Annotated in this window: 25 protein-coding genes; 11 read left to right on the forward strand and 14 right to left on the reverse strand. The window is 39.3% G+C overall.

What is annotated here, in order from left to right; translation table 11 throughout:
• Positions 1-53 precede the first annotated feature (53 nt).
• Complete coding sequence (locus tag OM33_RS20605; protein ID WP_040136418.1) at positions 54-437, forward strand: hypothetical protein; 384 nt, start codon at positions 54-56, stop codon at positions 435-437.
• Between the two features lie 202 nt (positions 438-639).
• On the forward strand, positions 640-1,923 hold the full coding sequence (locus OM33_RS20610) for a hypothetical protein (RefSeq protein ID WP_052141221.1): 1,284 nt from the start codon (positions 640-642) through the stop codon (positions 1,921-1,923).
• Between the two features lie 127 nt (positions 1,924-2,050).
• On the opposite strand, the gene OM33_RS20615 is transcribed toward OM33_RS20610, so the two are convergent.
• On the reverse strand, positions 2,051-3,394 hold the full coding sequence (locus OM33_RS20615) for an FG-GAP repeat domain-containing protein (RefSeq protein ID WP_052141222.1): 1,344 nt from the start codon (positions 3,392-3,394) through the stop codon (positions 2,051-2,053).
• A 117-nt stretch (positions 3,395-3,511) separates the two neighbouring features.
• On the opposite strand from OM33_RS20615, the gene OM33_RS20620 reads away from it, so the two are divergent.
• The gene (locus OM33_RS20620; RefSeq protein WP_040136420.1) at positions 3,512-5,491 is read left to right on the forward strand and encodes a winged helix-turn-helix domain-containing protein; all 1,980 of its coding nucleotides are present in this window, start codon (positions 3,512-3,514) and stop codon (positions 5,489-5,491) included.
• A gap of 38 nt (positions 5,492-5,529) precedes the next feature.
• On the opposite strand, the gene OM33_RS20625 is transcribed toward OM33_RS20620, so the two are convergent.
• Entirely contained in the window at positions 5,530-6,048 is a 519-nt protein-coding gene (locus OM33_RS20625) for a GrpB family protein (protein ID WP_040136422.1), read from the reverse strand.
• A gap of 278 nt (positions 6,049-6,326) precedes the next feature.
• Positions 6,327-7,199, reverse strand: a complete 873-nt coding sequence (locus OM33_RS20630) for an AraC family transcriptional regulator (RefSeq protein ID WP_040136423.1) — start codon at positions 7,197-7,199, stop codon at positions 6,327-6,329.
• Positions 7,200-7,617: 418 nt separating this feature from the next.
• Here OM33_RS20630 and OM33_RS20635 point away from each other — a divergent pair, with 418 nt between their 5' ends.
• The 4 genes from OM33_RS20635 to OM33_RS20650 all read left to right on the forward strand — a co-directional run bounded on the left by OM33_RS20635 (position 7,618) and on the right by OM33_RS20650 (position 13,044).
• Positions 7,618-8,862, forward strand: a complete 1,245-nt coding sequence (locus OM33_RS20635; RefSeq protein WP_040136425.1) for an MFS transporter — start codon at positions 7,618-7,620, stop codon at positions 8,860-8,862.
• 8 nt (positions 8,863-8,870) lie between these two features.
• Positions 8,871-9,737, forward strand: coding sequence for an ROK family protein (locus OM33_RS20640; RefSeq protein WP_040136427.1), 867 nt, complete (start codon positions 8,871-8,873; stop codon positions 9,735-9,737).
• Positions 9,730-12,273: a family 20 glycosylhydrolase gene (locus OM33_RS20645; protein WP_052141223.1), complete on the forward strand. Its 2,544-nt coding sequence runs from the start codon at positions 9,730-9,732 to the stop codon at positions 12,271-12,273. Before OM33_RS20640 ends, OM33_RS20645 begins: the two co-directional genes overlap by 8 nt.
• Before the next feature lie 330 nt (positions 12,274-12,603).
• Complete coding sequence (locus tag OM33_RS20650; RefSeq protein WP_040136429.1) at positions 12,604-13,044, forward strand: energy transducer TonB; 441 nt, start codon at positions 12,604-12,606, stop codon at positions 13,042-13,044.
• Between the two features lie 46 nt (positions 13,045-13,090).
• Here OM33_RS20650 and OM33_RS20655 read toward each other — a convergent pair whose 3' ends face one another.
• The 3 genes from OM33_RS20655 to OM33_RS20665 form a co-directional block, all read right to left on the reverse strand.
• On the reverse strand, positions 13,091-13,390 hold the full coding sequence (locus OM33_RS20655; RefSeq protein ID WP_052141224.1) for a hypothetical protein: 300 nt from the start codon (positions 13,388-13,390) through the stop codon (positions 13,091-13,093).
• A gap of 56 nt (positions 13,391-13,446) precedes the next feature.
• Positions 13,447-14,211 carry a type 2 periplasmic-binding domain-containing protein gene (locus OM33_RS20660; protein ID WP_040136430.1) on the reverse strand — a complete coding sequence of 255 codons (765 nt, stop codon included), beginning with the start codon at positions 14,209-14,211 and terminating at the stop codon, positions 13,447-13,449.
• A 69-nt stretch (positions 14,212-14,280) separates the two neighbouring features.
• Positions 14,281-14,883 (reverse strand): TetR/AcrR family transcriptional regulator, encoded by a 603-nt coding sequence (locus OM33_RS20665; protein WP_040136432.1) that lies wholly within the window; start codon positions 14,881-14,883, stop codon positions 14,281-14,283.
• Between the two features lie 178 nt (positions 14,884-15,061).
• On the opposite strand from OM33_RS20665, the gene OM33_RS20670 reads away from it, so the two are divergent.
• Positions 15,062-16,126, forward strand: a complete 1,065-nt coding sequence (locus tag OM33_RS20670; RefSeq protein ID WP_234402747.1) for an MBL fold metallo-hydrolase — start codon at positions 15,062-15,064, stop codon at positions 16,124-16,126.
• 212 nt (positions 16,127-16,338) lie between these two features.
• Here the strand turns inward: OM33_RS20670 and OM33_RS20675 are convergent, their stop codons facing one another.
• The 3 genes from OM33_RS20675 to OM33_RS20685 form a co-directional block, all read right to left on the reverse strand.
• Positions 16,339-16,767 (reverse strand): acyl-CoA thioesterase, encoded by a 429-nt coding sequence (locus OM33_RS20675; protein ID WP_040136436.1) that lies wholly within the window; start codon positions 16,765-16,767, stop codon positions 16,339-16,341.
• A 113-nt stretch (positions 16,768-16,880) separates the two neighbouring features.
• Complete coding sequence (locus OM33_RS20680; RefSeq protein WP_040136438.1) at positions 16,881-17,285, reverse strand: TspO/MBR family protein; 405 nt, start codon at positions 17,283-17,285, stop codon at positions 16,881-16,883.
• 133 nt (positions 17,286-17,418) lie between these two features.
• On the reverse strand, positions 17,419-17,820 hold the full coding sequence (locus tag OM33_RS20685; RefSeq protein WP_040136440.1) for a hypothetical protein: 402 nt from the start codon (positions 17,818-17,820) through the stop codon (positions 17,419-17,421).
• 466 nt (positions 17,821-18,286) lie between these two features.
• Here OM33_RS20685 and OM33_RS20690 point away from each other — a divergent pair, with 466 nt between their 5' ends.
• On the forward strand, positions 18,287-19,099 hold the full coding sequence (locus OM33_RS20690) for a hypothetical protein (protein ID WP_040136442.1): 813 nt from the start codon (positions 18,287-18,289) through the stop codon (positions 19,097-19,099).
• Positions 19,100-19,219: 120 nt separating this feature from the next.
• Here OM33_RS20690 and OM33_RS20695 read toward each other — a convergent pair whose 3' ends face one another.
• The 5 genes from OM33_RS20695 to OM33_RS22225 all read right to left on the reverse strand — a co-directional run bounded on the left by OM33_RS20695 (position 19,220) and on the right by OM33_RS22225 (position 24,242).
• Entirely contained in the window at positions 19,220-20,275 is a 1,056-nt protein-coding gene (locus tag OM33_RS20695) for a hemin-degrading factor (RefSeq protein WP_040136444.1), read from the reverse strand.
• A 10-nt stretch (positions 20,276-20,285) separates the two neighbouring features.
• Complete coding sequence (locus tag OM33_RS20700; protein ID WP_040136446.1) at positions 20,286-22,388, reverse strand: TonB-dependent receptor domain-containing protein; 2,103 nt, start codon at positions 22,386-22,388, stop codon at positions 20,286-20,288.
• A 194-nt stretch (positions 22,389-22,582) separates the two neighbouring features.
• Positions 22,583-22,990, reverse strand: a complete 408-nt coding sequence (locus tag OM33_RS20705; RefSeq protein WP_040136448.1) for a biopolymer transporter ExbD — start codon at positions 22,988-22,990, stop codon at positions 22,583-22,585.
• Positions 22,983-23,492: a MotA/TolQ/ExbB proton channel family protein gene (locus OM33_RS20710; protein WP_040136450.1), complete on the reverse strand. Its 510-nt coding sequence runs from the start codon at positions 23,490-23,492 to the stop codon at positions 22,983-22,985. The genes OM33_RS20705 and OM33_RS20710 overlap by 8 nt, the downstream gene beginning before the upstream one ends.
• 15 nt (positions 23,493-23,507) lie before the next feature.
• On the reverse strand, positions 23,508-24,242 hold the full coding sequence (locus tag OM33_RS22225) for an energy transducer TonB (RefSeq protein ID WP_052141225.1): 735 nt from the start codon (positions 24,240-24,242) through the stop codon (positions 23,508-23,510).
• Between the two features lie 62 nt (positions 24,243-24,304).
• Here OM33_RS22225 and OM33_RS20720 point away from each other — a divergent pair, with 62 nt between their 5' ends.
• Together OM33_RS20720 and OM33_RS20725 are read left to right on the forward strand one after the other, a co-directional pair.
• Entirely contained in the window at positions 24,305-25,222 is a 918-nt protein-coding gene (locus OM33_RS20720; protein WP_040136451.1) for a heme/hemin ABC transporter substrate-binding protein, read from the forward strand.
• Positions 25,223-26,278, forward strand: a complete 1,056-nt coding sequence (locus OM33_RS20725; RefSeq protein ID WP_040136453.1) for a FecCD family ABC transporter permease — start codon at positions 25,223-25,225, stop codon at positions 26,276-26,278.

A 26,278-nucleotide genomic window follows, 5' to 3' on the forward strand; every position in this document is an offset into this window, starting at 1 on the left:
TTAAACTCAAAGAACACTAGAGGTAACGTGCTTATTTTAAAAGGATTTAACTAATGCGTTTATTCGTTATTTTTTCACTTATCACTTTTCTTGTGAGCTGTTCATCTGCGTCTTTCAAGGTGTCGACAAATGCCAACGAAGCCATTTTGTCATCTATTTCACGCAGTGCAGCTTCAAATCATGTGCTTGATTTAAGCTATCAAGACCTTCATCAATATAACTTTGTCGCTCTGGGTATGATTGAATCAATAGGCTGCACCAGTGATTACAATAATTTTTTGCCCTCTGACTCACAAATGCGACAAAAGTTAGCAATTGAAACTGCACAAAATGGTGGTAATGCGATGGTTTTCAGCCATTGCCGTTCCGCAACAGGGTATAACGATTGTAAAAAAGCAAAAGTATGTAAAGCTGAAAGTTTTCGTGTTGAGCTATAAATCGCTGACAAAAAACAGTACTAATACTCGAAAATTTGATAAGAGTTTCCCTTCTACTTCCTTTGTGAAATCAATGGACATCATTTTTTTTATGTCCATTTAGAATTTCTCATTGTTAATAAATAAAATAAACCTTGCTTTTAATTGTTATATTATAACATAATTAAAATGTTACTTTATAACATAACAAGGATTTTAAATAATGATTCGTAAAGCGCTAGCGAGTGCTATTTTAGTTTCCCTTTTAAGTGCCTGTGGTTCTGAAAAACATACTGTTATTGACAACACACCCGTTATTGATACACCTTCTACTCCTGAAGAACCGATTACCTTACCTGCAGGTCGATTAGCATTTAGCTCGCCAGACTCAAACATGGTTAACATTTTTGATTTATCACAAAATGAGATAATCGACAGTTTTGCATTAACCCACCCAGCTTCTGCACTTTATGCAAGTCCTAACGGACGTTATGCTGTTGCTATTCAACGTAGTGAAAGCCTTGTTGAATTCATTGATGGCGGTATATATTTGGAAGAACATGGTGATCATCACGATCTCCACGAAGACGCTCCTGCAGCTAATTCATTTGAATTACTAGACGTAAAACCAACCCATTACGTCCCTGTAGGCGAACATGCATTGGTATTTTTTGATGGTGATAAAGAAGCTTCAGCAGATGCTGGCTTTGCCATTATTTCTGACGAAAGTATTAATGAAACCCGCGTGATTGCTGAGCATCATTATGAGACATATCAGCACGGTACTGGCCAAATCCGCGATAACTTTGTACTTGCCACAATTCGAGATGTAAACAGTGAAAGTTCTCTTCCCGAAACAATTGGGTTATTTGAACTGCATAACGATCATTTTCACCAAGAGCAAACATTTGAGCACCTTTGCCCAGCTCTTCACGGCAGTTTCCAAACTGAAGACTACATTGCCTTTGCTTGTAGTGATGGTGTTGTGAAAATTAAACAAGATGGTGAACTGTTTACATCAAACAAAATAGCTAACCCTTCAAGCATGCCTGAAGGCGTAAGAATTGGTAAATTTATTGGCAGCGAAGAAAACAACACCATTATTGGCCTATCACGAGGTGGCGTATTTACTGTCAACCTTGAGACAGACGAGATCGCGCCATTTGCATGGCAATCTGAAGGTGTTACTAACTATTTGGCTTACAGCGTGAGCGGTGATAATGAAGCTGTGTTAGTACTTGATGATGCTGGCTTTATCAATGTCTTCGATCAACATGAACAATGGCAACTAACAACTCGTTTTCAGGTTATAGATCAACTTGATGAAGAAAAAAGCGCTAAATTAATCGCTAATAAAGCACATGATATTAGTTACCTTGTTTACGGTAACACAGTGTATCAAATCAACTTTGAGAACCAGAGCGTAAACGAGTTAATCACTGTTGAACAAGGAATTGCAAACCTAACTTGGTTAGGTGCCTTTGAAGAAGAAGCGCACGAACATTAACCCCTTTTTCAAAAATCACTTTGGTTTCCCATTAAAGTGAACTTAATGCCGGAAACGCTACATTGCCGGCATTTTTCTAGGTTTTCATTAGTGTCGCTAAATTTGAGGGCGACAAGCAGCAGTTACATCACTCAGTTTTAAACGTTGCTCTGCGACGAAGAAAACTTATCGCCAGTAAAGACATCACCATAAAAGAGAATGTCCCGCCACTGCTCTCACTTTGTTTATCCTCGGTAGGCTGGCCTGATGATGTATCTGTATTTGCACTGAAATTTGCAGTCAATTCAATGTTTGAACCTTTCGCAACACCACATTCAATATAACTACTTGCTGCATGATAGAAAAAGCTATGATTATTAAATTCACCCGTAGCGATATCTTGATAGCCATCCATGTTAAAGTCAGCAACTTGCACTGCCGTTAACCCTTCTTCACCGGTAGCAATTTCTATAGCCGTATCATAGCTGCCCGCATTATTATAAATAGTACGCAAGCTATATGGTCCATAGTGTGCAGTAACAATGTCCATATCACCATCATCATCAAGATCGGCAAATCCGACACCGTAAGGTGCTGTGCTTTGATCAATAACCATGCCTGCGAACCCGTCAGATTGACGGTACACAGACACATTACCCGTATCAATTTCAGCGGAAACAATCACCAGTCCATGATCACTATCTACATAACTGTCTAATGTTACCGCTGCAGTATTTGCAATACTCTGGCTTTTTATATAACCATCTGCGGTTTTTTCATAGATTGCAACCTCTTGATTCTTAATTGAATTGACGAGTTTAAACAAATCACCAGAGCGATCAGCTGAAAAGCTCGAAATAATTAATTCCGCCGTACCATCGTTATTTAGGTCTGCCGCACTAATGGCATAAGGAATGATGCTTGGAATGTTAATCACCTCTGATTCAGTTAATTGTCCTGACCCATCATTACTATAAACGCGCACTTGCTTCGCGCCATACTCTGCCACTAATAAATCAGAAAACCCATCATCATTCATATCATGGCTTGCCAATGCTGAAGGGTAATTTAATTGTGAAAACAAACTGCTTGACGTGAAGGTGCCATTCCCTTGATTTTGATACTTAATAATTTGTCCCCTAAAAAGGCTAATGCCCAACAAATCACTATCGCCATCATTATCAATGTCAACGGTTGCAAGTGTTTTAGCACCGCCGCCAGCCCTACCAATCGATGAACGTTCCAAGTTAGTTTTAACTCCCTGGCCAAAGTCACATTGCTGCCCACTCCAATGTGAAAAGCTGCCGCCCGAGTGTGCATTTGGTAAAAGCATTACGCTATTATTTTCGGTACTGATGGTGCAGCTATCACTACATGTTTCATCGCCATACTTAACGTTACCATTACCGGCAACATCTAAAGTAATCTGGTTCGCAAGTGCACTAAAAGGCATGCTAACTAACATTGCAATCACACTGATTTTTTTGTTCATTTTATTCTCCTAAACATTCAACGCTCAATAAAATGCCTATTCCATCTAATCAATTGCAATTGAGAAGTTATCTCGATAATATTTAAAAGTTATCTTATTAATTTTCAGAAGGTTACAGTGGGCATTTTTTACATAGGGAAGTTTAAAATTGAACCGGAAAAGAATAAGGTAAGTTTACCCAAGGCTGAATTTCGACTAGAACCTCGTGTAATGTCTATATTATGCTACCTGGTCAAACACCCAGGTCAGGTGCTCAGTAAAGAGATGATTTTGAGTGTACTATGGCCGAATCAAACCCTCGAGCCTGAGCTAGTGACAAAAGCCGTTTTTGAAATTCGAAAAATACTTAATGATAATCCTAAGTCGCCTCAGTTTATCGAAACCATCCCTCGTAAAGGTTATGTGTTTATAGGCAAAGTAGAATCTAAAGCCACCAAACTAAACATCACCAGTCTCTTACTATTAGGGATTTCTACGTGTGCATTGATTTTCTTATTTTTTATCAAAAATACGCAGCAAAATGAGATTCAATTAGTTAACTTAACCACTAAAAAGACAATACGACACAGTAGCGATGGTGAAATCGATTCAATAAGCGTTAATAACCGAAACCAACTTTTGTTTACTCGCAAAGAGCACGCTTTGTCTGAGCTTTACCTACACGATAACAAAACGCTTAAAAACACCTTGCTTGACACACAACAATCTAAAATAAAAGACATATTTTCAACGAATGAGAGCGATTACATTATTAGTTGTGATGACGCTTGCTCAATTGTTAAGCGCAGCAAGAACAGGGTTATGCCTGTAATAACCTTAAATGAGAGAGTTGTTGAGTTGAGCGTTTCTCCGAATGAAAAGTGGCTAGCATTGCAAACCAGCAAACACAATAGACATAATGTTGTGCTAGTTTCGCTCGAAGATCAGGACGCTAAGCTTTTTTATCTCCCTCATGATGGCAGTGAAAAACACCCAGTATTTGCCAACAATGAAACCCTATATTACATTTCACAATCAGCAGACAGAACAACCTATTTAGCCAATTACAATCTCGATACACGTCAAACACTGACACAACCTTTACCAATTGATAGGGTGGGTAGCTTATCGCATTACTCCGGCGAAGAGTTCGTAATTGCTGGGCGCTATAATGGACAATATGCGTTGTGGCTATTGGCTTTAGAACCCATGTCACTGTCTGTGTTAGCAAACATTGATCCGCAGCAAAAAGTGGTTGGGGTCGCGATTGAAGCAAAAAACAAGGCGATTCATTATGCTGTACAAAATCGTCCCATCACGATTCAAAGCAAAGGCGCATTATCATTAAAAATCGAACATCCTAGCCTCAATCTTGATGGTGTATATCTCGCCCAAAGTAATAATCTCATTTTTAGTTCAAATCGTTCAGGAAGCTATGAAGTTTGGATAGAGTCAGATGGTCAACAATCAAAACTTACTGATATTAATGCAAGCTATATTCATGCGATTAAAGTAGATAACAAAGAAAAGTTGATTGCCTTTAGCTATACCAAAGACAAAACCAAACATATTGCAATTTACTCTTTATTAAATAATGCACTGATATCGGACTTTTCAATAAAGAACGATAGTTATTTACTCAATTTTGATCACACCTCTACGCATTTATTTATTAGTCAGCGAGCGGCTCAAAACTATGATTTAGTAAGCTTAAATATCGAAAGCCAAACACACGCTAAAATTGCAATTAATGTCGGTATTACAGCAATGAGTGATGAAAATGGGGTTTATTTCTATTCATTCAATGATCACACCCTACAGTATCAGGCTAATATTGGAAAAACTAATAAGCTGTATGACTTTAAAGATAAAGCACTGAGTATTAGAGCGAGTAGTATAAAACTAACAAAAGAGGGCTTCTTTTATTTAAGTAAGATCGAAAATCAGCAAGTTATCAGCTTTTTCGAGCTGACAACCCAAACAACTAAGCCATTATTTATGCTGAACGCGAATCAGTTTGTTACTGATTTTGGTTTTATCAACCAAGAACCTTATGTTATCTATGATGAAGACGGCAGCGTTACCAGTCAGATAATCAGTTTAGAGGTAGTCGATTAACCCGAACGAACACTTAAATTCGGGTTCATCAAGGCAATTTAAAGCGCATTGAGAATATTTTTAACAAAGGGTGATTTAGCTTTGCCATAGTCATCTTGCACTGTTGTACCACGCGCGATCACTTCCCGTTTTTTTGCTTCATAAGCCGCCCTATCCGCAGGATTATTGAGCATATGCTGTTTATATTTCACTTGTTTTAAATGCTCTTCACTGTTTTTTTCAATCACATGCATGTGCACATTAAACGTTTCATTTTCAAAAATTACAGCAATGTCTTTACGTGGCCTTGAATCAGGAAAAGGATTGTCACTATGCTGATCAACAAAGCCGAAGTGTTTAAGGTGAGCAACAGCTTCTTCTAACTTTCCTGGTGGGTACAAAATAGAAATATCAATAATCCCCTTGCCCGCTACTTGAAACGAAGAAGAGCCGAAGTGAAGAAAGTCGAATCGCTTTTCTTCAAGTTTATTAATTACTGCTGCTGCGACATCTAAATAAATTGCGCGCCATGGATTGAAACTGGCAGGAACGAGACTGTATTTGCAAAAAGAGAGCATTTAAAAACATCCATAAAAATATTCACTCATAATAACATGTGTTTAACCACAATCATTATGCTTGCGTGAATAATAAAAACCGCAAAACCGTATTGCGAATGATTATCACTTGATATAATATCACCTGAGTTGGCTTAATGGTTATCTCTGATTAAAGCTGATATTTCTACAAGGCTTATTTTTCAATAAAACGAGTTCCCTGAGATTTAGTAACTGTTCACCTATTTAGGTAGCTCCCCTACTAAGTTAACACACCCAAGGGCACCTAAGTGCCCTTTTTAATTTATAAGATCATGATTAAGTAATTGCTGACGGAATTTGCGCGGAGTACAGCCTTTAATTGCTAAAAAACGGCGATTAAAGTTAGATACATTATTGAAGCCACATTGATCACTGATTACTGAAATAGGTGAAGAGCTACTGATTAATAATTTACACGCTTTACCAATACGTAATCTGTTTATAAACTCTGTGAGCGTGTACTCTGTTCGTTGTTTGAAGTAACGATGGAAATGATTTGTTGACATATGAGCAAGCTCTGCAAGCTGCTCGGCATATAAGCTTTCAGTATAATTTTCGTAAATAAATTCAATTACTTGATTAAGTTTTCCATTGTTTTTTTCTAATTGTTTACCAAAAGCAAACATGGGTGAAGACAAAGTATGCTGCTGCGTATCATCTAACATGATGGTAAGTAACTCTAACAGAAGAATAAACCGTTGAGCGCCACTTGCCTCATCCATTTTTTCAAATAAGTGCTTGGCTGAGAGTGCGCAGGCAGTGGAAAATTTAATGCCTTTTAGAGAACGGGTTAACAATGACATCATTCCTTGCAATTCTTTGTGGTCTCGCACGAGTTTATCAAGCCAATTAACGGGCACTTGAGCGACATAAACAATTTGCTCTGAGCCATCACTATTACTTTCAGATTGCCAGGTATGGGGTAAATTAGGCCCCATAAAAACTAAATCATAGTCACCATATTCAGCGATGTGGTCACCGATATGGCGCACTCCTTTACTATTTAAGGTTAAACAGATTTCGTATTCAGGATGGTAATGCCAACTAAATGGCAGATAAGGCATTTGATATTTATGATAACGCCATGATGCGTCCGTTGGCGTGATAATTTTTTCGCAAAAGGCGCGCATTTATTATAATTCCCGACGTGAAGTTACATAATATTTCACCAAAATTACAAACCCGCTTTAATACTATTCTAACAAGTAACAATACTTTTCTATTTTATTTTAGGGCTTACTTCTGTGCTATTAGATAAAAGTCGCACGCACTGAGAGTTGGCTACTAAAAAACCCCAAACAAACTGCATGATGATTGAATAGTATTACTAGTAAATAGAAAAATACCGCTTACACGTGAGATTCATTGGCAGACTAAATAACGTTTACTGTCGGATCTGGTATTTCCCCCTAAGAAATGGCTAAACAGACATGTAAACACGAGGTGGTAGTAATCCCCTTGATTTTGTCTGCCCGCCATAAATCATATTTTTGCTACCACCTCATTATTTGAACAACTTACCAATATAACAATAATTAGGATTAAACTATGAAAGCCTATCCGGTCGTGCTTTTGGTACTCATCACATTCTTTGTGATTTCGTTTGTCACAAACTTACTGGGTCCCATTTTCCCAGCCTTAATTGACAGTTATCAAATTGGGTTATTGCTTGCAGGCTTCTTTCCTTTTGCTTTTTTTGCTGCCTACGGCTTAATGTCTATTCCTGCAGGTTTACTGGCTCAGGAAAAAGGTGAGAAATTCGTTATTGTGTTTGCTTTTGCATTAGCAACATTGGGCGCAATTTTATTTGTTGTATTACCCACTTTTGCCATGGCAATGTTTGCTTTATTTACCATCGGCAGTGCGATGGCCCTGTTGCAAGTTGCCATCAATCCACTACTTAGACGCGCTGGCGGTGAGCAACATTTCGCGGCATTTTCAGTGGCAGCACAACTGCTGTTTGGTGCAGCTGCAACCCTATCGCCAATTGTATACAGCAGCCTAGTCTCGCATATTCAAACTGGTAGCGAATTAGGTCAACAATTAAGTACCTTTACTCAGCCAAATAAAGACTGGTTAATTATGTATGCCTTGTTTGCTGTTATCAGTATCATCATGCTGATTATTACTCTTTTTACCGTCATTCCCAAAGCGCAACAGGGCTCAACTACAATTCGCTTTAGCGAGTCCTTAGCACTGTTTAAAGACAAAACGGTATTGTTATTTTTTATTGCCATTGCCTGTTATGTTGGTTTAGAACAAGGTATCGCTAACTCAATTTCAGTATTTTTAGCCACTTACCACGACGTTGATCCAAATACCCAAGGTACAGAAGTGGTCAGTCAATTTTGGCTACTGCTTACCATTGGGTGCATTTTAGGCTTAGCACTATTGAAAATCATGGATGCAAAACAAGTACTCAAACTGTTTTCTATTGGTGCGGCATGCTCGCTCATGTTTGCTATTTTTGGCACAAAAGAAATAGCATTAATTGCATTCCCTGCCTCGGGCTTCTTTTTGTCAATTATGTGGTCGGTGATTTTCTCTCTCGGTTTAAACTCTGTTGCCAAAGGACACAGTGCAGTTTCTGGCATTTTATGTACGGGTATTGTGGGTGGCGCACTCGCATCGCCTATTATTGGCTTTTTCGCGGAGCTCTCAGGCGACCTTCGTTTTTCACTTCTGGTGCTATTAATACCATTAGGCTTTATTTTTAGTGTCAGTGTGTGGGCCAAGCCACTTATTAAAAACCACACAATTCAACTCGTTAAAAAACGCACAGCAATGGATTAAAAACGATTATGACGAACCAAGTTTCCCCTTACATTACCTGTGTCGACCTCGGTGGCACTAAACTCGCGATAGCAAATATATGTAATGGTCGCATAATCTCATCAAAGCGACAGCCGATAAACAGCACCCTAAATGCAGCTGATTTTAATGCCTTTTTAATCGAACAACTTAGTCCTTTTATAACAGAAAGTTGCCAAGGCATTTGTATTGGTGTTCCCGGTTTAGTTGAAACACACTCTGGCTTTGTAATCGAAGTACTCAACATTCCTAAATGGCACAACGTGGCTTTAAAAACACTATTTGAAAAACACTTTAAAGTACCAACACTGGTTCATAACGATGCCAACTGTTTTACCTATGGCATTTTTAAACACGCTAATTATCAACATTTTGATAATGTGGTGGGTGTTACATTAGGCACCGGGCTCGGTGCAGGACTCATTTTAAATAATCAGCTTTATACAGGAAAACAATCAGCAGCCGGGGAGTTTGGCAGTTTTCCTTACTTAGATGGCATTATTGAGCACTATTGTTCTGGACAATTTTTTAAACGACAAGGCCTTGATGGGTTAACCACTTTTGAACAAGCGCAGGCTGGAGAAACAAAAGCCCTTAACTTATTTAGTGAACTGGGTACGCACTTGGGCAGCGCAATCGTTCAGGTTGTTCAAGCCTTTAACCCAGACGCTATCGTATTTGGCGGCTCAGTTGCCAAAAGTGCGCCTTTCTTTCTCCCTAACCTGCAGCAAACATTAAAAAGCACACTGCCACCAAGCGTATTTAGCGCGCTGCAAGTTCATTACACACAAGACGCCAATACTGCTTTATTTGGTGCCTATCACCTTTTTACTTCTGAGGTTATGACACGTGATTAAACGTTTTTCACTCTCTTTTTTATTTTGTGTTACTCCCCTGTTTGCTAATCAAGCTGCGATTGATGATCTCGCAGCTAATTTACAGGTTAAATACACTTTAATAGATGCCATGCCAGTGAGCTGTCCTGAAAAGCTAAAAAAATGCTACTTATCTGAGCTGGTACTAACTGTACCAAGTGATGCAAGGTACAACGACTTTTCTATCTTTTTTAGCCAGTTAATGCCTATTTATTCGGTTGAATCAGAGCACTTTTCTATCAGCCATATTAATGGCGACTTACACAAAATCACCCCAAAAGCGGAGTTTACTGGATTTAATAAAGCAAAAGCTGAATCAATTCGCTTTTATACCAAAGATTCTCAAATTACACGCTCTGAATTTATGCCAAATTACATCTTAACCAACAAAGATGCGTCCACAGATATCAGGGCTAGAGTGATAAAAAGTACACAAACTACACTCGATGAAGACACTGGGCTCGAACAACAACCTTACCTTGCCCCGTTTAAATCACTTAACCAACTAAGAGTGAGCAAGCATGATAAAACGCCTTGGATGGGAGCGCAGTATCTTTATCAAACACAAGTCAAACCAACATTGACAAAACCGCCGGTGAGTTTAATTCCAAAACCAACTCATTTAGAGATACACACTCCCAGTAAAAACGTTGATTTAGCCAAAGGTCTAGCGATTGCGCCAGAACTGGCAAATAATCATGCCCTATCGGCAGCTTTTGCGCGGCTCAGTGCACTCGGTATAAAAGCAAATGACACAGGTATTAAAACGACGCTAATAATTGATACCTCTCTTGCCAATGAAGCTTATTCGTTGGACATAACCCCTCAATCGATCATTATAACCGCAAGCAATAACACCGGAGCTTTTTATGGCTTAATGTCAATTGCAGGACTTGTCAGCCTCGATAATTTAGTCGTGCCGAGTCTTAAAATAAATGATGCCCCGCATTTCGAATTTCGCGGTTTACATCTGGATGTAGCACGAAACTTTCGCTCTAAAGCGTTTATCTTAAACACCTTGTCGCAAATGGCAGTTTACAAACTTAATAAGCTGCATTTACATCTCGCTGATGATGAAGGGTGGCGGTTAGCAATTGATGACTTACCCGAACTAACCCAAGTCGGGGGTCATCGTTGTTTTGATTTGACCGAAACTGAATGCTTATTACCCCAATTAGGCGCTGGCATAGACAAAACTTCGTCAATAAATGGCTTTTACAGTAAAAAAGATTACCAAGAAATCTTAAAGTTTGCTGCGCTCAATCATATTGAGGTGATCCCATCGCTTGACATGCCCGGGCACTCTCGCGCCGCGGTAAAAGCCATGGATGCGCGCTATCAAAAATACATAACACTAGGCAATAAAGCAAAAGCCGAGGAATACTGGTTAAGTGAACCAAATGACGATACTGTTTATAGCTCTATACAACACTACAATGACAATACACTGAATGTATGTTTGCCGAGTACCTATCGCTTTATTGAAAAAGTAATTGATGAGTTGATAGCAATGCACCAAGAGGTGGGGGTTGAGCTTACAACCTACCATATCGGCGCGGATGAAACTGCAGGTGCATGGTTGCAAAGTCCAGCCTGTAATGCACTCAAATCCCAGCAACCTGGTTTAACTTCGTTTAATGGTTACTTTATTGAAAAGGTGGCAAAAGTCATTGAAAATAAGGGTGTTAAAGTTGCCGCTTGGAATGACGGACTTGGCGATACCAAAGCGACAAATATGCCAACAGCTGTGCAGTCTAATGGCTGGTCTATGATCACCGAAGGCGGTCATCAAGAAATACATAAACAAGCAAACTTAGGCTGGGATATGGTGTTATCTATTCCAGAAGTATCTTATTTCGATTTTCCTTACCAAAGTCACCCTGAAGAGCGCGGTAATCACTGGGCTGCACGGGCAATTGATGGTTATAAAGTATTTAGTTTTATGCCAGAAAATTTACCGGCACATGCCGAAATTTGGCGAACCAAAGAAAATACCAATTTCAATGCGGATGATACGCAACACCGCTTAGCATCAAATGTTAAATTTAAAGGGATACAAGCGCACCTTTGGAGTGAAATGATACGCTCAGACAAACAAGCAGAATACATGCTTTACCCTCGACTATTGGCGCTCGCTGAGCGGGCATGGCACCGCGCTGACTGGCAATTACCTTACGCTGAAAAAGGCCGTGTTTATAATCAATCTAGTGAAACGTTTACTGAGCAAGCTCAGCAAGAAAGAACGCAAGATTGGCAACGCTTCGCAGCATTAGTTGGCTTTAAAGAAATTCCCAAATTAGCGTCAGAAGGCGTGTTTTATCGTATTCCCACAGTGGCAGCACAAATAAAAAATGGCAAATTAGATGCGTTCACGCCCTACCCAGGTTTTGCTATTGAAGCAATGACCAATGAAGGCAAATGGCTACCAATAGATCAAATTCAACATGGCAACGAGATTCAATCTGTTAGAGCAAAAAGCGCTGAGCGTGTTGGCCGGAGTTTACCCCTGACAGAATAATCACAGGATTGCAGAGTGAGCCTTAAAGCTCACTCTGTATGTGCATAAATCTCAGGCAGCAATTGCCATTTAAGTTAATCTCATAAGTCATATTCTTCGAAAAAAGTCCTTTAGTAAACAACACACCCAAGTGTTTATCCTTGTTACAACCGTCATACTTATGTGCATAAAGGTATTTAATACTCCAGCATGAAAAAATAAGTCCATTTTTATCATAAATTTTCACAGCAAATAAATATTGACAGCAATGATTACAGGTGTAATCATTAATTGAAATTACATTTGTAATCTTAATGTTTAGTATTTTAAGCTCAATTAAAAGGAATTGTTATGTCACGCTTTTTCAATATTCGACAAAATAGACCGCAATCGTTATTTCATATTGGGATGATTTCATTTTTTATTTTGTATGTAGCTTTGCTTTCACCATCACTGTCAGCAAAGGAAGATAACAGTCAAGCTAGTGCGTCAGTGATTAAACGCGCACTTCCCATATACCCCAAATATGCAATAAAACATAAACTCGAAGGCAGTGTATTAATTAATTTTAGTATCGAAAAAGACGGAAACGTGTCAGATATCGAGGTAGTTGCATCCGATTTAGATGGCTTATTTGACGGTAATGCCGTGTTAGCAGTTCAAAAATGGCTTTACACACAACCCAAAAACAAAATCCGAAATAACTATGTTGCGCTTGAATTTGCATTAACAGACATTCCTAACTTATCTCAATTTAGTCACGTTGAGCGCATTCAAGTAAGGCCTAATTAATGCGTTTGTGGGTGAAATTGTGTTGGCTTTCACCCCAATGTAAAAACTAATCTAATACACCTTTAAAAATTAATGGGTATCTGCGGATCCGGATACCTATATAGTCATCCGCTAAAATTTGCTGACAAAATTCATCAATGGTTAGATTGGCTTCAAATAACCACTCCATACGCTCCAATGCCAGTAAAAAGCCTTTTTTCAGATATTGTTGATCTTGGTAATCGGCAACATTGGTTTTTACAATGTTTAGTTTTTCAGGGTTAGCTTTTAATGCTTCAATCACTGACTGTAAGTATTGTTGGTTTTGTGGGTGATGTTTCTCTTTGCGCTGACGGCGTGCTCTCACATTCGTTTTCTCAATAAGGCTGATGTTTTGTTATAGGGATGAAACAACTAAACAGTTTACTCATTGTCGCTTTTTTCTGAAAATAAACTTGAGAAGTTTGCATGATCATAATAATCACCATAAATACGCTTGAGTGTTTGCCTTTTATATAATTGTTCAAAAGACGATTCAAAGTGTGCCTTTAATCGATTGCCTTTTTCCGTATTTTGAAACGCCAACCAAATTGGCATGCTGCCCATTAATTCAACCGTTTTAAAGATTTTAAGCTGCCTTTCATCCAAGTTGTAAATATGGTCAACAACAACATCAATTTTACCTGATTCGAGTAAATCCAAGGCTTTTATGATGTCAGTGAAACGGTATGTTTGACCATGTAATGGTACATAGCGATCATACGCATACTCTTCATACCAACCTACTGTTAGCGTTTTAAAATCTTCGCGGTGGCGCAGTTTAGTTGCTCGCGGGTTATAAATTGCAACAACCGGAAATTCGAGGTCAAGATAGTATTTGGGGTAAACAGTGTTCGCATGTAGAGATTGGTCATCTTTATAGACTCCCACTAATACATCGGCTTTACGATTTAAAAACAAACGCTTAGCACGGGCATAACTACCAACATCAAATTCAAGCTGATGTCCGTCAAAACTACGTTTAATTACATCTAGGTAAATCCCAGTGCCATTTGGCTCAGAGAACTCTCGCCAGTGTGCCGACGCAACTTTTATTGATTCCCCAAAACAGAGAAATGATATGTTTAGTAAAACAGCATACACCAATAAACGAACTAAACGCATACTCACTTCTGCCACTTTGTTCAAAACACTCTTAGCAAGTATAGATAACGTTTTCTATTTTACCGTGCAACACGTTTACACATACCAAGCCTTTTATATTGATTTGGCTTGATAACGGGCTAAAAACAAGTCGACTGTTTGTGCAATTAAATAGCTTTCTTGCGCTTCACTTGGCACATCAAAACCATATAAACGCGGATAAAAAATATGAGATTTTAACTGATAAACAAATTGTTTTGAGGCAAGTTCTTTATCTTCAACAACCAACTGTTTAGCACTTTGTGCATCTGTTAGAAACTGTTCAAAATAGACAGCACAACCCACTTTATGAGTACCTATTTGCTTAGCAAAATCGGGCTGTGACATCATGTGCATAAAAGCTATTTTAGCTACTTTTAAAAAAGGAGCTGATTTAAATAATTCGCACTCTTGCTGCGCGATTGTCATCAATTGTTCTTTTATTGGCTTATCTGTATTAAAAGCAATGTGTTGTGTGCTATTAAGCAACATCATCATGCGTTCAATAATGGCTGAGAAGAGCGCGTCTTTGGTATCAAAATGATTGTAAACTGTGCGCTTAGATACGCCGGCTGTTTTCGCCACTTCATCCATGCTGGTATGCGCAACACCTTTGTCATAAAAAAGTTGTTCCGCAGCATCCAAAATATGTAGCCGTTTTTGCTCAGATAATTTCATAGCGTCCTCATTGTTTACTTTGCATATTTTAAACTGAATCAAAAAAAAGTGCACTAATCAGTTTACTTTTTTAAATTTAGATGCAAAACTACACCGTGTAGTTTACTTTTTAGAGTGTATAAAAGTGATTAAGTGGATTTGTCTAATAATCGTTATTTTATTTATCGGAGCTTGTACTGTGAATAACTCGTTAGCAACTGTCGGCACAACCAAGGTACCGACGCAGAGCCATTTTGAAAATGGTAAGTTTTACAATGCTGAACCAATGGAAGCAAATAGTTTTAGTAAAGTCGCTGGTATTTTTGTCAGATTCCTAATGGAAAAAAAAGTGGATGCAGCCCCAGAACAAGCACTTCCTATGAACACCCTAACTCGCGAGCAACTTATTGATTTAAACAATGACACTATTCATGTTATCAAGCTCGGTCACTCATCTATTTTGCTTAAAGTTTATGGCGAATTTTGGTTGTTAGATCCTGTATTTGCAGAAAGGGCATCCCCTTTCCAATTTATGGGCCCCAAACGATTTCACCCAACACCAATCACTATTGAACAGCTTCCCCCTATCGATAAAGTGCTTATTTCACATAACCATTATGACCATCTTGATAAACACAGTATCAAGCTGCTCGCCAATAAAACAAAGCAGTTTTTAGTACCTTTGGGTGTTGCAAGCGACCTAGAAAAGTGGGGAATACAACCAAATAAAATTAATGAATTTGATTGGTGGCAAGAACAATTAACCCCGTTTGGATTTATTGCTTTTACACCCACTAAACATTTTTCAGGAAGAGCAATTAGCGATGGCAATAAAAGCTTATGGGGATCTTGGGTTATCTCAGCTAAAGAACACTCTCTCTATTTTAGTGGTGATTCCGGTTACTTCACTGGTTTTAAAGAAATTGGCGAGCGTTACGGGCCGTTTGATATGACATTCATCGAAACTGGCGCTTACGATAAAGATTGGCCAGATGTACATATGACGCCAGAGCAAAGTGTTCAAGCGCATATTGATTTAAAAGGCAAAATAATGACCCCTGTTCATAATGGTACTTTCGATTTGGCATTCCATGCATGGTATGAACCTCTCGAACACGTACAGTCAATATCTAACGAACAATGGATCCAGCTACATACCCCAATCGTGGGAGAAATCTGGCAACTTGGGCAACCCCATCAAACTCAACGTTGGTGGCAAGCATATATGCCAAAGTACACCAGCACGATTATTACTGCAGAATAATGAGTTTTTTGGTTTAAATTAAAAACGCTTTTCCAAACCCACTGAAAAAAGAATACTCAGTTACAAATAATGTGGTGATGACCACTCTGACATCACCACACCTCTTTGTTGTTTAACTATTTATCTTGTCACGAAAGTGAACGAAATGAAGGGTATCGTTATGAACCAAGCTAACGTCAGCCTCCAAGCGTTTTAAATTGATTCGTGTCAGTTTAGTCCATACTGTATTGCTTAAGAATGGCTAACATCTCTTCTGGAATAGGTGATTTTTGACCGGTTTTCATATTAAACATTACAACATTAGCATAACCCGTTGTACAAATTGCCTGCTGTGATTCACTAAATGCCTCATAACGCATAGTAAATCGGTCACTTTTAATGTCAGTAATATACGAGCCAATATACAAGGTGTCTGGGAAGGTGACTGGGCGCTTGTACTGTGCGTAAGTATCTCGCAATACTGGGCTGTGAGTAGGCTCAGATAAGATTGAAAGCAACCCAGTTTGCTTTAGAAAATCGATACGCGCAGTTTCGAAATAACGAAAATAAGAAACGTTGTTAACATGTCCCAATGCATCCATCTCACCCCAGACGACATTAATTTTGGTGTGTATTGGAAATTTTTCGAAAAATGACTGCATTATGATGCCTTTATTGTTTAATGTTCTTCGAGCTTACCAACTCATTGTACCAGTCACAAGTCATAACTGATAAAGCGCGTAAGGCGCTTATTTTAAACGTTATAATTTTATTATTACCAGTTCATAACCGTAATTGAGAGCTGCAAAGTGGTGGCAACTGATACCCAAATAAAATAAGGAACCTGCAATAAGGCAATTAATTTGTAATGCGGCCAGATTTTATAACTTAGCCAAATAATACTTGCCCAAACAATCACAATATCAATGGCAGCAAGCGTCAAATTTCTAAGGCCGAACTGAATAGGGGTAAACGCAATGTTAGCAACTAGATTAACAATAAACGGAATAACTAAAATCCGTGGGATTTTGCCTCTAAGTGCCTGTACAAATACAAATGAAAAGGTTACTAGAATGATCGGGTAAAGGGTTTGCCACACAAGCCCGATAAACTGCGGGCTTGGTGTCCAACCAGGTTTTGCTAGTGCGTTATACCAGTCAATAAAATTGCCATATTCCATAAAAGTTATCTTGTTGTTATATATACGAGATACCTTTACGTATGGCACGTTTATTGTGATCACCAACAAAACCTAGTGTTCAGGTGCTATCTAACCTTAACAAATAAGAGTTAATGTTTAATGATCGCTACAATTACTTATTCTTGTTCGGTAACTGAAGAATTAAGCAAATCATCCCAACAATTGCAGTAAGTGCAAACCCAGAAAGTAAAAATGGGTCAATAAAAATATTGTCGTTAAACTGAAATTTTCCTGAAGAAATCTTTTTCCACCCCATAAAGTGTTGATTACAGGCAACAACAATTCCAAAAATACCAATCACCAGTGAGATGTATTTAACTATCCAGTGATAGGCAAAGGGCAACAATAATACCCCACCTAAAATACCAATTACGGTTCGTTGAACACGACAATAAGGACAAATATAGACATTACCTGAAATCTCTAGTGCCCATGCAATTATGCAAAGTGCTATTGCAAATAAACCAATCCAAACGCGTTTGCCAATTAAATAATTAATATCAATGTGCTTCATAATCTGTCTAAAGTGAAAAAATTTCCGTGATAATATCACAAAATAAAACTTTAGTTATATATTATTACGTTAAGGAATATAAAGTCAGACTGAAACCTAATATTTACTTTAAAGTAATGGGCATTGCTAAACCGTTTATGTGTATCTTTACACCTCCCTAGCAATGCGCTAAACGGTGTTTGCGAGTAGGTAATAGTAATTTGTTGCCACTAAATGGTGCTATTGCATAGTAGTCTCAATGATTTAAAACATATTTCTTTAATGACCTTCGAAGAGATATGCAGGTTGGCGGTTAATTTACGGCATAAAAGCGTTGCCATTTTGTGAGCAACGTAGAAAGTGACAAGGTGGATCTTTGACTGTGCGAAACATTGTTGCCTTTTTAACATTAATCGCGTTTGCCCCATGTTAAAACAGCAAACCAAACTATACTCATAACCAGTAAATCGAGTGTGTGTTTTGTATTATGCGATATATTATTTGTTGTTTTTTTCTTTTATCAAGTGCACTCAACGCCAGTCCACTGCCTGTGAAGATTGTGTCAGATGTTTTGCAACCTGAAGAAGCAGACGAACTGGATATGGGGTTTCGTATACTACTCGACCTGACAAATCAGCTCGAAAGCAAAGGGCACATTTCTGCGGAATTAATCCCGGCAAGCCGACTTAGAGAATGGCGAGAGCTTACTAGCCAACCAGATGTTTGCTTATACAACAAAGTTAAAACACCTGAGCGAGAACGCTTTGCTGAATTTACTGCCAAGCCAATTGTCGCTTTTCCACCTAACAGATTCGTTGTTCATAAAACCACCGCGTTGCCAAATAGCGTTTCATTAGCGCAAATATTAAAAGAAAACTCATTACGCATCGGCGCCGTAAGCGGGCGCGCATATGGCAAACATATCGATGCGCTTTTTAAAGCCCACAACAAACAACTTATGTGGATATCTGGTAAAGATGCAGCAAAACGATTACGTCTTATGTTTGCAAAAGAAAAATTTGATGCGGTTATTGAGTACAATGCGACCTTTATTAGTGAACCAGAAATCGATTTAAACAAGCTGAGTTTTCATAAACTAGATGAAGGTGGTCATGTCGTATTTGGCTATATTGCATGTGCAAACTCTGAGCTTGGCAAAGCCGTTATTAGAATGTACAACGAATTACTTAGACAGCCGAATAATCAAAAAATGATAGCAGAATCGCATTACGTGGAATTTTTTGGTCAAGAAGCATATTTTGTACAAGAAGCCATAACACAAAAATTAAAAGAACCTTAATCGGAGGAATTATTGCTTTCTCAATGCAGTTAGTTGATGAGATAGGTTAGCTTGAAGCCAGCTTTCAAAGCTAGCTTCAAGCTATTCAAACATACATTCTTAGTTAAACGTTAAATAAAGTTAACTAATCATTGCGAGTTTTTCTTCGGTCAAATTCTGACAAATAGATTGCCATTCTTTCGTTTGCTTTTTACCTTCAGTTCTTCGGCCAAACAATGTCAATACAGTGTCACCTTGCGCATCGAAAAACTCAATTGATGTCACCACTGTTTCGCCATTGTCCGTTGGTTTTCTAACTACAAACGCACGATTAAATTGTTCGGCTTTTGCATGTAAATTAAACATTGGGTCAAGTACATTAAACCATTCCCCAACCTGCTTTAAGGTATTCACTGGACCTGAGTATATTTGCACTGCCCCCTGATTTCCTACAAATACCATGATTTCCTGCGCTTGCGCTTTCACTGTTTCAAGCACCTCAGGTAATACATTATGAGGGATCTCATAACTCCATGGCGAACCAACTAATTCAAGTGCCTGAACACGCCCTAAGTTAAATGTATCAAGTAATTTAGGGAACAAGTGAACATCTTCAAGCTTTGCCCATGCTTCTCTAAACTCAGTAAGTTCTTTTTCACTCGGTGTATGCTCATTCTTTGCAGTCTGAATTTCTGATGTCACTGCAAGCTGATATGCAGGCACTTCAAAGCGCGCTTTTATATTTGCAAATTCAGTAAGGTCTGATTGTGGTGTAGTAAACACTTTATGTACTGCTTTTCCTTCTTTATCAAAAAATTGCACACTTGAATGGCGCTCAGACTCAACTAAAAATACACTCTGCCATTTATGTAAAAACAGCCTCAAATCAATACCGCCTGGATTAATAGCCACCCCCATCAAGGAATCATTACGCTCTGAAATATAGAGTTTTTCATACACCCCCTTAATTTCATTAACAACATCATTATTACGCGTTAACGCCATAACTCGGCCAAGCTTTTTAAATGATTTCAATATCTCTGGGATCTTGGTTGGATCCAAACACGTTACATTTACCCCAACCAGAGCATTAAGCAGTTCAGCTTCACTCACACCTAATTTTTCTGCAGCGTCAACAGCTCTTAGTCGCGGCTCTTCAGTTTGCAGTTTTTGATAGTTTTCAAGCAATGTATTCATCTGATTTCTCCTAGAATCGCCAGCTAACTTGCGTTTTAATATTACGCCCTAAACCATAATCTCCGATGCCGCCACCAGTACCTGCCATCAGCTTGTACTCTTTGTTAAACACGTTATCGACAGCAACTCGCAAGTTCACTTTTTCTGAGAGTGACCAATTTGCATATAAGTCTACTAATGCATAGCTATCTTGTGTTTGCTTGGTATACGTTCGTGTTGTACGGTCGTACACTTGAACATCGCGCGCAGCATTTTGGGTTATTTGAGTACCAATACGAAGCGCGTTATCAAGTACAAATACACCCGCATTTAAGGCCAGTTTATCCGCAGGTAAATACCATAGCGGTTCACCTAAATGATCTTCGCCATCAATATTGCTGTAGGCTAAATTGGTGTATAGCATGGTGGTTGCAAAGTTAAGTTCAAACTCGATACCATCGCGGTCATTGCTAGCACGGTTGGCGTATCTTGGTGCCGGCAACGGATTTGCTGCTTCACTTGTCACGGACGTAATTTCATCATCCACATTGATATCAAAATAGATAAAGCGTGCAGTAAGTGAATCGTTGTCGGTAATCAGGTTTTTCGCATCAAAGGTCACACCTACTTCAGTGTTATCACTGTATTCAAGACCTAAATCTAATGCTGGTTGACGTCCACCATATTGATCGTATAACTCATCCAGTAATGGTGCACGAAAACCTGATTGGCGGTTGGCAAACACTGCAAAGTTTGAATTTACCCGATAATTCAAACTGATGGCAGGCGCCCAATCACTGTGCGATACCTCTGTTTTTAGGGTGTCAAACTGCTGTGCAAATTGGGCTGTCGGGGAACTCTTGTAATGTTCATATCGAACACCCGCAATAATGGTCAAATCAGCTAGCTTAAATTCATCTTGCAGATACACGCCTGTGCGCTTTTGTGAGCCACCTGGGTGCGATGTCATTTCTGACTTACGCGGTGTGTCACCGTACTTCACACAACGATATGTTTCATAATCTACCTGCTCGCAAGGTAATGCTGTTTTTTCCCCAACACGTTCTTGGTCTGTGTATTGCAAACCGTAGGTTAAGGTGTGTCCGCTCAAGCGTGAATTATTCATTACATCTAAAGTAGTGATGTTGTATTCGTAATTGGACTCTATGCCAACAAAATCAGCTAGCATGCCTTCACCGTCAGATTCAGTTACTTGACTGTTTGAAAAACCTAGCTTCATGGTTAAATCTATCAGCGCATTGTTTTCAGGCACAAATTCATAACTCACGTTTGCACTGGTCTGATCAACATCGCGATAAAGGGTACCCCAAGCACCCGGATCTGTTGTATTGAATTCAGTGCGTTGGCCATCTGAAGTTTGCGAAAAACTCGCGCCAATGACGGATTCTTCAGATAAGAAATATTCGCCCTTGAATAACAAAGATGTATTTTTAAGCGCTGAATTATCTAATGTTTCATCATTTGAAAGTTCAAAATCATCGCCATCCCGCTTGATCACTGCAGCAAGTAAATCGAGTGACTCGGTTGGCCTTGCAAACGCATACACACTGCCATTTTTTTGTTCGTTATTAGAGTCGTAACCCAATTTAACAATGGCACCAGCTGTTTCATCTTCAGTTAAAAAATCGGCCGCATCTTTAAGCTCAAGTTGCACCACGCCACCTAACGCGCCACCGCCATGTAATACTGTGCTTGTACCGCGTTTAATACTAATCGTGCGATATAAATCAGGGTCGGTAAATAAACTACCCATTCGGTATTTTTCGAAAGTTTGCACCATGCCATCCACGGTAACGAGTACATCTTCCGCATCACTGAAACCACGAATATTAAACTTATGCCCTGCCGCACGAGGCCCGCCGCTGGCACTCACATTTGGGATCATATCAAGGGTATCAAAAAGGTTTCTGTCTAGTTTTTTCTCAACATCTTCTGCTGAAATGACATTAACCGCTTGTGCAGATTGCAACACTGACTTTTCTGTTCGAGTGGCTGTTACGGTTACCGCATCAAGCGACGTTTCAACTAAGTCGGTGTCTTTTTTAAGTGCATCTGCATATGACATGGTTGGCAATATTGCAGCAATAGAAAGACAGATAAGAGACAAACGCATGAGTTACTCCAGAGTATATTTTTTCTTCAGCTGTATACTTATAAATCCCTTTAAAATTCAATACAGGCTTTGCTAATCGCATCGTTGTTGTAAGTGCAAAATCCTTGCTACTGAAAGCAAAACACAATTTAAATATGCTTTAACTTCTGTACGGATGAGGACTATAACACATCAAATATAAATGATAACTATTTTTATTTGCGTTCAGTTAAAATATTTGCAATCGTAATGTTTTGCTTACTTAACGCAGCAAGGGTTTGTACTAAATATTCACTGGGAACCTGTTTATCCACCGCAATAAAAGTGGGTGCAGAATTAAGGTCATGCTCGAGCGCAGCTATAACATGCTCTAGTGTGCTAAATGGTTGATCGTTCAAAGCAAACTTCACTTTATTTTGCTCGTAAATTAGGCTTATCACTTTTGGCTGCTGTTCAATCACTGGAGCATTATTATCACCAACCGTAGGTAAGCTGACCTCCATCACATTCACTTTTACAGCAACACTTAGCAATAAAAACACCAGTACGATAAACAACACATCCAATAACGCGGTAAGATCAGCCGCCATACTTTGTGTTTTCACTTTAGGTAACTCAAGCATTGGCAGAGCCCTTTTCATGCCATGTGCGGTTAATGAAAATGATGAGTTCGCCTTGCATTCTTTCGACGACTGCTTGCGCAAGTCCGTAGAGCAATAAACACGGCATCGCAATGGCTAATCCAGCCATGGTTGAATACATTGCCTCCCATAAGCCATCAGCCAGTAGAGCCGGTGTAACCGCTTGATCACTTTGTGCAATACTTTGAAACATCACCACTAAGCCCCACACAGTGCCAAAGAGCCCCATTAATGGACTTAACGTGCCAACTAAACTTAAAAAGGCTAAGCGTGTTCGCCACGCCATCACTTTTTGTTGCAACGATATTTGCGCAAGCTCAAGTAATGAAAAGTGGTAATCTCGCTTATTTGTTAAAATTGCGCGTACTTCAAACCAGGCAAAGGTTAATACCACCGCACGCTCTAAAATGACTGCCGTAGCAAAAATTGAAATAACAATAAATGGCCAAAGCATTGGGCCTAGCTGCTCTAAATAGGTAAACATTGTTTCCTCGATAAATTAAGAAAGTTTGAATTCGATGGGTACGGTAAACCTTGCTCTAACGGCCTGTTTGCCTTGTTTAAAAGGATGAAATTGCCATTGTTTTACATTGTTTATTGCCGCGTTATCTAAACTTTTGTAACCGCTGCTTTTGACCACTGACAATTTTACGATGTTGCCTTTTTTATCGAGCTCTATCGCTAACACACTGACACCTTGGAGTCCTCGCCGCTTTGCTTTTAATGGGTATTTGAGTTGCGGTCTTGGGCTTTTAAATAGCGCGGGTTTGTCTAACTCAACAATCGCATCCACTTGATTATCAAGTTGCGATTTGTGCTTGGCACTTGCGAGCTGCTGTGTTTGCAACTGTTTGGCCGGTGAGATTTTGTTAGGAGCAATCTTTTGTGGTTTATTTACCTTCTGCTTCACAGTATTGGTCGGGGGCGTATCAAGCGGCTTAATCAGTGCTTTAGCTCTGGTGGTGTCAAGTATCTCTGGCTTGCTGACAGCATTTGGTGTCTTCGCAATCCGCAAAGATTTACCGTTAAAGTCAGTTTTAAAACTATTTTTCTTTACGGTTTTTACGGGTGATTCAACTACAGGTTGAGTTAATGACAGTTGCATCACTTTTACTTTACGATCTGATACTTGTGCCTTTACGCCTGACACTGAAACCAAAGGTTGTTCTGGGTTTACAAGCCATGCTGCAAGATGCAAAAGCGCCGAAAATATCACACAAGCAAGAAACTTCATTTGATTAATCTAAATACTAACTGTTATCATTTGCATTAGATATTACTGTTTTTGGAATTACAATGAAAGTATCTATACAACGATTTTTAAAACTGAACATCTGGTTACTACTGTTAGTGCCACTCTTAGGTAAGGCAGCACAAGACATTGAGCGAATAGTTGTTTCTGGTGGTTCTATCACCGAAATCATATACGCATTTAATGAACAGCAACGTATTGTCGGGGTTGATAGCACCAGTGTTTTCCCAAGCGATGCAACAAACAAACCTCAGGTAGGTTATGTTCGTCGTATTAATGTTGAGGGCATTTTGTCGCTCAACCCTGAGTTGTTACTCGGCGAAGCCGACACCGGCCCTGAAAAAGTGCTCAAACAGCTGCAAAACACAGGATTAAAAACCCATATTTTTTCTGAAAATGACAATTTAGCTGGTGTAGAAAATAAAATTAAAAAAGTTGCCCAGTTACTCAATGTTGAAGAAAAAGGAAAGCAACTTGTTAATCATATTGCTAAAGATCGAAATGCCTTAACGCACCTATTATCGCAAGTAACTAGCACACCTAACGTGTTATTTGTTTTAAACTTGCGTAGTGGACAGCCGATTGTTTCAGGTGCGGGTACTTCTGCTCATGAAATTATCACAGCTGCTGGCGCGACTAATATTGCTGCTACACATTTCAATGGGTGGAAGCCACTTTCAACCGAAGCGGCAATGGCGATGAACCCAGATTTTATTATTGCCATGGGCAGACATGGACAAGATAAAGTAGCTGATCTGGCAAGCATTCCCCATTTTAAATTCTCAAACGCGGTTAAAAAGAATCAGGTGCTTATTTTCGATGGTTCTTATTTGTTGGGCATGGGACCACGAACACCGCAAGCAGTTGCAGAGCTCGCATCAAAACTGCACCCCAATGCAAAACTCCCTAATGACTACCAATTTAGCGCCTTACAAAGTGCAACAAAAGTTGAGTCGTTATAAATGCTGGTGCTTAATCAGTCGCTTATCCCTGAACAAACTGCGCGCAAGCTTTTAATTAGCCTCCTTGTTGTGTGCTCGGTATCCGTTGCTGTTATTGCGCTCGCGCTTGGTGGCGTAGACATTAAGTTAACGCGTCTATTTAGAATTTTGTTTAACCCTGAAGTAACGAGTTTGGAGCACGCTGTAATTTGGCAAATTCGATTACCGCGCTTGGTATTAGCCATGTTTGTCGGGGCTGGTTTGGCAGCATGTGGCGCTGCAATGCAAGCAATATTTAGAAATCCACTTGCCGACCCTGGCTTAATTGGCATTTCAAGCGGCGCTGCACTGGGTGCCATTGCGACTATTGTACTTGGTTCAACACTGCTCAGTGGTTTTGTTGAAAACTATGGTATTTATGCCGTGCCAATGGGTGCATTTATTGGTTGCCTTGCTATATGTGCGATTATTTATCGTCTATCAAGTAATGGTAACCGTTTTACTATCGTAAGCCTGTTACTTGCAGGCATTGCAGTAAATGCCATAGTTGGCGCAGTGATCGGTATTTTGACAATGATCAGCTCCGATGAACAACTACGGGATCTGACATTTTGGAGTATGGGTTCGCTTGCTGGTAATAGCTTTAAGATGATCGTTCCTGCTTTATGTTTAATTGTGCTGTGTTGTATTGGTATTGCTAGATTAGCACAACCATTAAATCTCTATTTACTCGGAGAACAACAAGCTAAACATTTAGGAATAAATGTTATCTCTCTGAAAAAAAAGGTTTTTGTATATACCGCACTGTGTACAGGCGCTGCCGTGGCAATTACTGGCATTATTGGCTTTGTTGGCTTTATTGTACCGCATATTGTGCGCTTGCTATTAGGCCCTGATCATCGCTATTTATTGCCTATTTCAATGTTAGGCGGTGCTATGCTACTGAGCCTCGCCGACATATTAGCGCGAACTCTAATACTGCCATCAGAGTTACCAATAGGCCTAATTACCAGTGCCATTGGCGGCCCATTTTTTCTAATAATGCTATTTAAAACTTACCGCATTAAGGAGCTATGA

This window comes from Pseudoalteromonas piratica (genome assembly GCF_000788395.1).
Lineage (GTDB): Bacteria > Pseudomonadota > Gammaproteobacteria > Enterobacterales > Alteromonadaceae > Pseudoalteromonas > Pseudoalteromonas piratica.